This window comes from Brevibacterium sp. HMSC08F02 (assembly GCF_001807555.1).
Classification (GTDB): domain Bacteria; phylum Actinomycetota; class Actinomycetes; order Actinomycetales; family Brevibacteriaceae; genus Brevibacterium; species Brevibacterium ravenspurgense.
The window spans coordinates 64,572-72,573 of sequence record NZ_KV789351.1 but is presented as its reverse complement, the minus strand read 5'-3'; the positions used below and the strand labels follow the sequence as shown (position 1 = coordinate 72,573).

Annotated in this window: 7 protein-coding genes; 6 read left to right on the top strand and 1 reads right to left on the bottom strand. The window is 63.0% G+C overall.

The window, feature by feature from the left end; translation table 11 throughout:
• The first annotated feature begins 276 nt into the window (after nucleotides 1-276).
• From HMPREF3172_RS04260 to HMPREF3172_RS04250, 3 genes are read left to right on the top strand one after another with little or no spacing between them, the layout of a single operon-like run.
• Nucleotides 277-888 carry a biotin transporter BioY gene (locus HMPREF3172_RS04260; protein ID WP_239233702.1) on the top strand — a complete coding sequence of 204 codons (612 nt, stop codon included), beginning with the start codon at nucleotides 277-279 and terminating at the stop codon, nucleotides 886-888.
• A 15-nt stretch (nucleotides 889-903) separates the two neighbouring features.
• On the top strand, nucleotides 904-1,686 hold the full coding sequence (locus HMPREF3172_RS04255) for an ABC transporter ATP-binding protein (RefSeq protein ID WP_070515695.1): 783 nt from the start codon (nucleotides 904-906) through the stop codon (nucleotides 1,684-1,686).
• On the top strand, nucleotides 1,679-2,494 hold the full coding sequence (locus HMPREF3172_RS04250) for an energy-coupling factor transporter transmembrane component T family protein (protein WP_256173181.1): 816 nt from the start codon (nucleotides 1,679-1,681) through the stop codon (nucleotides 2,492-2,494). Before HMPREF3172_RS04255 ends, HMPREF3172_RS04250 begins: the two co-directional genes overlap by 8 nt.
• 90 nt (nucleotides 2,495-2,584) lie before the next feature.
• Here HMPREF3172_RS04250 and HMPREF3172_RS04245 read toward each other — a convergent pair whose 3' ends face one another.
• Nucleotides 2,585-3,676: a glycosyltransferase family 4 protein gene (locus HMPREF3172_RS04245; RefSeq protein WP_083281411.1), complete on the bottom strand. Its 1,092-nt coding sequence runs from the start codon at nucleotides 3,674-3,676 to the stop codon at nucleotides 2,585-2,587.
• 207 nt (nucleotides 3,677-3,883) lie between these two features.
• Here HMPREF3172_RS04245 and HMPREF3172_RS04240 point away from each other — a divergent pair, with 207 nt between their 5' ends.
• The 3 genes from HMPREF3172_RS04240 (at nucleotide 3,884) to HMPREF3172_RS04230 (ending at nucleotide 7,890) form a co-directional block, all read left to right on the top strand.
• Complete coding sequence (locus tag HMPREF3172_RS04240; RefSeq protein ID WP_070515689.1) at nucleotides 3,884-4,444, top strand: LemA family protein; 561 nt, start codon at nucleotides 3,884-3,886, stop codon at nucleotides 4,442-4,444.
• A complete protein-coding gene (truA, locus tag HMPREF3172_RS04235; protein ID WP_070515687.1) occupies nucleotides 4,441-5,328 on the top strand; it encodes a tRNA pseudouridine(38-40) synthase TruA in 888 nt (295 codons plus the stop codon). Before HMPREF3172_RS04240 ends, truA begins: the two co-directional genes overlap by 4 nt.
• A gap of 141 nt (nucleotides 5,329-5,469) precedes the next feature.
• Nucleotides 5,470-7,890: a bifunctional metallophosphatase/5'-nucleotidase gene (locus HMPREF3172_RS04230; RefSeq protein WP_070515685.1), complete on the top strand. Its 2,421-nt coding sequence runs from the start codon at nucleotides 5,470-5,472 to the stop codon at nucleotides 7,888-7,890.
• Nucleotides 7,891-8,002 lie beyond the last annotated feature (112 nt).

The following is an 8,002-nucleotide window of genomic DNA, read 5'->3' as shown; positions in this document are numbered from 1 at the left end:
GTCGCCAACCAGAAAAACTCCCGTCAGCAACAAACCCACCCGTTAGCCGTGCGGAGACTCCCTTTGGCCGGGATCTGCGCTTTAGCAACCACTGCTAAGGGGTGTTTTTGTTGCTAAGGCGTGGGGCGGGGTTGGGGTGGCTGCCTCAGCACCATGACAAGGTGGAGGCCCGGTTCCAGCCGGGGCGGCGCCTCGTGGTTTTCCTGAGGTGGGCAGGGCCGAAGAACAATCCAGCCGATTTCTGTACCTGAACAGTGTTCAGGTACGATGCTCCTCATGACTTCCACCAACGTTTCCGCGCCGCAGACCGGCGCCCGCGGGCAGGGCATTTCTGCCGGCCTGTCCGTTGCCCTTGTCGCCGTGTTTGCGGCGCTCATCTGGGTGTTCGCACTCGTGCCGCCGATCCCGGTTGGCCCAGTCGGCGTCCCGATCACCCTGCAGACCCTCATGCTGGCCTTCACCGGCATGGTGCTGGGCCCTACCCGCGGCTTCATCGCCGTGCTGCTCTACCTGGCCCTGGGCTTCCTCGGTCTTCCCGTGTTCTCAGGCGGACGAGGCGGAATCGGCGTTCTCGCCGGACCCTCGGCTGGCTTCATTCTGGGCTTCCCGTTCTACACGCTGCTGTCCGGTTGGGCCGCCCGCTTTGCCTACCGCCGTTTCTCCGGTGCAGGACGAGTCGTCATGATGATCCTCGGATCCCTGCTGACCGCATCGGTGCTTCTGCACTTCATGGGCATTGCCGGCATGTCGATCAACGGCGGTATCCCGTTCGGCGCCGCCACGGTTGCCGACATGGCCTACTGGCCCGGTGACGTCATCAAGACCACCGTTGCAGCACTCCTGGCCGTCATGGTCCTGCGGGCCTTCCCGGTTCTCGCACGCCGCTGATCTCACACGACGTTCATGGCCAAAATTGTCTTCGACGGCGCCCACGCCGCTGTTCTTGATTCCGCAGAGAGCGGTCCAGAGCGCCAATGGCGCACCCTGGCAGGCCCTTTCACCTGCGAAATCAATGAGCAGCGCGTGGCCGTCATCGGCGCCAACGGTTCGGGCAAGTCCACGTTCCTGAGGATGATCAACGGCCTGACCCAGCCAACGTGGGGCAGGGTCGCCGTTGACGGCAAGGACACCGTCGATGACGGGCGCGCGGTTCGCCAGAACGTCGGCTTCGTGTTCACCGACCCGGCCGCTCAGCTGGTGATGCCGACCGTCATCGAAGACATCGAACTCTCACTCAGGCGCATCAAGAACAAACGCGAAAGGCGCGAACGATCGCTTGCCGTACTCGACGAACTCGGCCTGACCGGACTAGCCGACCGTTCGGTCTATGAACTCTCCGGCGGACAGCGCCAGCTGGTGGCGCTCGCCTCCGTCCTCACGGTTGAACCCAGCGTCTTGTTGATGGACGAACCGACAACCCTGCTCGACCTGACAAACCGCACACTCCTGCGCGACACACTCGATGAACTTGCCGAAAACCGTGGCGTGCAGATCATCACCACCACCCACGACCTCGAATTCGCAGCCGATGCCGAACGCGCACTCGTCATTGACGACGGCGCCATTGCATTCGACGGTCCCGCTGACCAGGCAATCGCCCACTACCGCGAAGCCGCCGTCAAAGCCGCCCGCAGCACCCGCAGCCGCAACACCCCGCACAACCCCGACCCGCACGACGATGACTGACGAACACAAGGGGAGTGGCGCCTCGTCAGCAAGTGGCGCCTCGTCAGCAAGTGGCGGCTCGTCAGCCAGCGCTGACCGTGCCCACGCAGCCAGCCCAGCCGACCCAACCATCCCAACCCACCAGCCCCGCATGATTCCGCAGTCGGCCATGCCGAAGCCGCGCACGGTTCAGCGGCGTCGCGGTGAGTTCCTCGGCGTGCGATGGCCGATTCCCGGCTGGCTGCACCGCACGCCGGCGTGGGTCAAAGTGATCGCCCTGGTGCTCACCAGTCTGCCCGTCATCGTCGTGCGCGACGCCTGGGTCAACGGGGCGGTGTTCGTGCTCATCGTGCTCATTGCACTCACCGCGCGCCTGCCGCTGGGCAGAATCATCCTGCCGCTGGTGCGCATGTGGCCGGTCATGCTGCTTCTGGTGGTCGGCAACCTCATCTTCACCGACGTGCCCACCGCCGCCCGAGTCGCCACAGCCATGCTCGCCGGCGTCATCGGCGCGTCCGTGCTGATCCTGACCACCAGCATCAGCGAACTGCTGCTTGTCTTCACCGCAGCAGCCAAGCCCTTGGGGTGGGTGGGCGTGCGCCCTGAAACGGTGGGCCTTGCCGCAGCGCTCACCATCCGCAGCGTGTCCTACATTGCCGACCTAGTGGGGCTCGCCGCAGACTCCGCCCGCGCTCGCGGGCTCGAAAGATCACTCCGGGCGCGCTCCGTGCCGGTCGTGCTCGGCACCGTGCGCTACGCCATCGACACCGGAGCCGCACTCGAGGCGCGCGGCCTGGTCGAAGAGCCGGGCGGCAGCTCGGGAGACTAAGTCTGCAATCTCCGGGACCGGGGCCTAGGCCCCGGAACTCACGAGGTGCCGGGCCGGGAAACGCACCTCAGCACACCGCCGAGGTGCCAGTCACCGGGCGTGCGCCAGGTTTTCGTGAGCGGCGATCGCCTGAGCGTAGTAGCCGATCAGCTGCGAGCACACTCCGCGCCACGTGCGGGACTCGACTTCGGCCCGAGCAGCCTGCGCAAAGGCGCGGCGCTTGGCATCGTCACCCAGCAGATCCAGAGCGCGATCGCGCAGACCAGCAACATCGCCCGGAGCGTAGAGCCAACCGGTGCGCGAATGGTCAACCAGATCCAGCGGGCCCCCGCGCGCCGGCGCGACCACCGGAACGCCGGAAGCCATGGCCTCCTGAATCGTCTGGCAGAACGTTTCAAACTCACCCGGCGCAATGCACAGATCAAAGCCTGCAACCGCGCGGGCCAGAGCCTCACCGCCGAGGAAGCCCGTGAAGTGCGCGTTCGGCAGTTCGGCGCGCAGGCGGCCCATAAGCGGACCTTCGCCGATGATGACGATCTTGGTGTCCGGCACATCGGCCAGCACCCGCAGGTTCTCCACCTGCTTTTCCGCGGCCAGCCGGCCCACGTAGCCGATGATCTTCTTCCCACCGGCCACCGACTGTCGCCATTCCTCGCACCTGCGGTCCGGGTGGAAGCGGGCAGCGTCGACACCTCGGGCCCACTTGGCAATCCGGTCAACACCGTGCGATTCCAGCTGTTCAATCGTCGGGGTAGACGGGGCGAGCGTCATGGTGGCGCGGTTGTGAATATTGCGCACGTGGCCCCACAGCATGGACTCCACTCCGGTCAGTCCGTAGCGAGCCGCGTAGGCCGGCACTTCGGTCTGGTAAACCGCGACCGAGGGGATGTTGAGCTCCTGGCAGGCCTGCACCGCACGCCAGCCCAACAGAAACGGGGAGGCGATGTGCACAACATCGGGTGCGAAATCAGCCAGGATGCGGCGAATGCGAGCCACGCCGCCGGGTGCTACACGCAGCCTTTTGTAAGCGGGGAACGCCAGTGAGGGAACGTAGACAATCGGCACGCCCATGTACTCACGCGGACCGCCCATCCGGGTGCCCGGAGCAATGACGAGGGCTTCGTAGCCGCGTTCGGTGATGTGCTCAATCGCCTTGAGGAGACTTCCGACAACACCATTCATCTGGGGCAGAAAAGTTTCAGCAACAATCGCAACTCTCACAGTTTGAGGATCGTCCACACAGGTGGCCCCCGAGGTACGCCCAGAACACTCGAAGGTGAACTTTCGGCCACCAGTCCGGTGAGTCCTTTCCGGTACCGGGTGCTGCCGATAGCATGAGTGCAGCTCGCGCGGCAGGCCAGAGGGCAGACATGGGACAAGGGAGGCGCAATGGCTGAGATCATCCTCGTGACCGTTGTCGTTGTCCTGTGCCTGGGTCTGGCCTACCTCCTGTACACCCGAGGTTCGCAGCTGCGGTTGGCGCTTGACCTCGTGAGTGAAGCCCGACGGCAGCTGGACCAGGTGCGCACCGACCGGCACGCTCTCGTTCCCGAGTACCTGCGCATGGCGACCGCTCATTCGGAGCAGGACGAGCACCACCAAAAAGCTGTGCAGGATGCCCTGCGGCGGGCCAAAACCGTCAAAGACGCTTCCGAAATCGGCCAGGCTGAAGAGCGTTTGACGCACGCGATCGATGCGCTTGCCATCGGACTCATTGAAGTAGACCGGCACCGCCAGAGCCTGGGCGCGGCAATCGACCTGCACGCGCAGATGCGGATCATCGAAGGTCGGATCGTCTCTGGAATCCGCTACTACAACCTGGCGGTTGCCAAATACACCGCGCAGCGGCGCCAGCCGACGGCTGTTGTCCTGCGGGCCGCCTTTCCGATGCTTCTGCCCATGGAGTACCAAGACGTCGAAGCGGAGCCCGTCGTAGAGTTTCGTTCGTGAGGTTTCGACTCGATCTTGGCTATGACGGCACCAACTTCCACGGGTGGGGAGTGCAGCCGCGGCTGCGCACCGTCCAGGGGACACTGGAAGAGGCGCTCGCTTTGGTCTGCCGCACCCCCGTGCGCACTGTTGTAGCCGGACGCACCGATGCGGGAGTGCACGCCCGCCGACAGGTTGTTCACCTGGACCTGGGTGAAGAAGAGATCGCCGCGCTCGTGGGGCAGCGCCGGGCTGATCGGGACGGCAATCCGCGCACACCTGAATCGGCCTTGGTCAGCCGCCTGCGGGGTGCGCTGACCCGGTTGGATGCCCACGATGTCGTCATTCACGGGGCCTCTGCGGTCTCAGATGATTTCGATGCGCGCTTCTCGGCACAGTGGCGGTCGTATTCGTATCGGCTGGCTGATGACGATTCGTTTTTTGATCCTCTGCTGGCCGCCGCGACGGTCCGCCACAAGGGTGTTCTTGATGCTGACGCCATGGCCCGGGCCGTTGCTGGGCTGCTGGGCCTGCACGACTTCCTGCCGTTCTGCAAACCCCGCCCGGATTCGACGACCATCCGCACGTTGCAGCAGATCTCGGTCGGCCGCGATGCCGACGGGGTGATTGTCTTCCGCCTGCGCGCCGATGCTTTCTGTCACCATATGGTCCGCGCGATCGTCGGCGGCCTCATTCGGGTGGGCACGGGCGCGTGGTCGGCTGAGTATCCGGCTGAGCTTCTTGAGCACGCCAACTTACGAGGTGAAAGCCCGGAACCGCTCTACATCGCCCCCGGAGAGGGGCTCGTGATGGAAGAGGTGGGCTATCCGCCGGAAGCAGAGTGGGCCGCGCGGGCTGAGCAGACCCGGGCCCGGCGAAGCTCGGCTGAGCTGGGCGAAAGCTAGTGGGCGACGCGGCCTCTTTACGAACAATCCATATGGAATTCATGAAAAAGTCCCCAAAAAGATCTCAGATTTGTAACACTGTGCTCAGACCTTTTTCAGAAACGCGCGAACAGCGCTGAATCAGAAGCTTAAGGACTGAACATGCTCAAAGCACGCCGTGCGCTGTACGGAGGCGCTGCCGCCGCCGTACTCGTCGCACCTCTCGGCGCAATGCCGGTTTTTGCAGAAGCCCCGGAGGGCACCAAGCTCCAGGTGCTGGGAATCACTGACTTCCACGGACGTATTGCCGACCCGGACGGTCAGGCAATGGCCTCGACGGTGGAAAACGAACGGGCGAAGGCTGAGGGCAGCTCGGTTCTGCTGTCCGCTGGTGACAACATCGGTGCAAGCACCTACGTTTCGTCGTCTCAGAAAGACGAGCCCACGATTGACTACCTCAACGCTCTGGGGCTCGATGCCTCGGCAATGGGCAACCACGAATATGACCGTGGCTTCAAAGACTTCAGCGAGCGCGTGCTGGCAGGCGAACACAAGGCGGAGTTCCCGCACCTGGCCGCGAACGTCTACAAGAAGGGCACCAAGGAGCTTTCGGACGGCGTCAAGGACTACGAAATCATCGAAAAGGACGGCATCAAGATTGCCGTCATCGGTGTTGTGACGCAGGAAACCGCAACACTTGTCAGCCCTTCGGGAATCGACATGCTGGACTTCGGCAAGACTGCCGAAGCCGTCGAGCGCACCTCGAAGAAGATCGCGGAACTGCCGGAGGGTGAAGCCCCGGACGTCACGATCGTTCAGGCTCACGTCGGTATGAACGGCTCGGCTGAGGGCGACAGCTGCGAAGCAGCTCTCGGCAAGAGCAAGGAAGTCAAGGGCATTCTTGACGCCGCAGACGATTCCGTTGACGCATTCTTCCTGGGCCACACCCACGTTCCGGTCAACTGCACCTACAAGAAGGGCGAGAACACCGTCCCCGTCATGCAGGCTGGCCAGTACGGCAAGAACGTCGCTGCGGTCAACCTGACCTCGAAGGGCGATGGCAGCTGGACCATCGACAGCCAGGAAATCATCGACACCAAGGGCCAGGACGCTTCGACAGAGGTCATCGGCAAGACCGGCGAAATCATCAAGGCGGCGACCGAAAAGTCGAATGAAATCGGCAAGGAAGTCGCCGGTGAAATCGACGAAGACATCACGCGCGCTTTTAAAGACGACGGCCAGGAAGACCGCGGTGCTGAATCGACGCTCGGCAACCTCGTTGCTGACGCACTCAACGAAGGCACCGGCCTGACCCAGCTGGAGAAGTCAGACTTCGCCATTACGAACCCGGGCGGTCTGCGCACCGACCTGAAGGTTGATGACATCTTCAACGGCGAAAAGCCGGGCGAAGTCACAGTTGCTGAACTCAACCAGGTCCTTCCCTTCGCCAACGACCACGGAGTTGTGTCGCTCAAGGGCTCGGACGTCATCCAGCTGTTCGAACAGCAGTGGCAGCCTGAAGGCTCTTCGCGTCCGTTCCTGCACCTGGGCATTTCCAAGGAACTCGAAGTCATCTACGACTCCACGGCTGAACGCGGCAAGCACGTTGTATCCGTCAAGGTCAACGGCGAAGACATCGACCCGAAGAAGACCTACCGCGTTGCCACCCTGTCCTTCCTGGCAGCCGGTGGTGACAACTTCACCGCTTTCGCCAACGGCAAGTTCGAACAGTCCGGTCTGACCGACTTCGAAATCTGGGAAGCCTACTTCAACGCTCGCCAGGATGAGGGCAAGAAGGTGAAGGCCGACAAGGACGAGCGCCAGGCTGATGCCGCGCTGGACGTTATGAAGAACGGTGATCTCGAAGTCTCCATCAAGCACCCGTCGAACAAGGACGACGCCTTCGAAATCAAGGCTGGCACCACCGAAGAAATCAGCGTTCAGTTCAACGCCAAGAAGAAGATCGAGGGCCCGCTGCAGATGACCCTCGACCTGCCGAAGGGTGTTTCGGTTGACCTTGGCGACTACGCCGTCAAGGACAAGAAGAACGTTGCACAGTTCGACTCGGTGCCTGAAGGCAAGTCCGAAGTGAAGTTCAAGGTGACCGCCTCGAAGGACGCCGGCAAGAAGGACGAACCGAAGGCCGGCGGCAAGGTTGACGGTGCCGAAGCTGCGAGCGAAGGCAAGGCAGACGAAGGTAAGGCCGAGCCGGTGAAGGGTCCGAAGATGACCGCCACCCTCATTGCTGCTCCGAACGCCGGATGGTGGGACAACAACCCGCTGCCCATCGGCGGCAAGGTTGAAATCCCCGTGAACGTCCTTCCTGCCGACGCGCCTGCTGAGGACGAACAGCCCGAAGATGGCGGCAAGGACAAGCCTGAGGCCGGTGACAAGGACAAGTCCGAAGCCGGTGACAAGGCAAAGCCTGAAGCTGGTGACAAGAAGCCGGGCGCAGCTGCTAACAAGCCGCTGCCGCGTACGGGTACTGAAGTCGGCCTGGCTGCCGCTGCGGCAGTTGCGCTGCTGCTGACCGGTGCTGGTGCACTTGTCCTCACACGCCGCAAGAACGCAGACGTGAACTGAATCTGAGATTCTCGAAGCTCTGAAGTTCTAAGACGTAAACGCTTCGGCGGGCAGTTCCCACAGGGGAGCTGCCCGCCGAAGCGTTTCTGTGTTCGAAGTCCGTGTGCCTGGA

Excerpts from the sequence above, each read along its gene's own strand:
- HMPREF3172_RS04260 (WP_239233702.1), top strand. The coding sequence starts at position 277 with ATGACTTCCACCAACGTTTCCGCGCCGCAGACCGGCGCCCGCGGGCAG.
- HMPREF3172_RS04255 (WP_070515695.1), top strand. The coding sequence starts at position 904 with ATGGCCAAAATTGTCTTCGACGGCGCCCACGCCGCTGTTCTTGATTCC.
- HMPREF3172_RS04250 (WP_256173181.1), top strand. The coding sequence starts at position 1,679 with ATGACTGACGAACACAAGGGGAGTGGCGCCTCGTCAGCAAGTGGCGCC.
- HMPREF3172_RS04245 (WP_083281411.1), bottom strand. The coding sequence starts at position 3,676 with ATGAATGGTGTTGTCGGAAGTCTCCTCAAGGCGATTGAGCACATCACC.
- HMPREF3172_RS04240 (WP_070515689.1), top strand. The coding sequence starts at position 3,884 with ATGGCTGAGATCATCCTCGTGACCGTTGTCGTTGTCCTGTGCCTGGGT.
- HMPREF3172_RS04230 (WP_070515685.1), top strand. The coding sequence starts at position 5,470 with ATGCTCAAAGCACGCCGTGCGCTGTACGGAGGCGCTGCCGCCGCCGTA.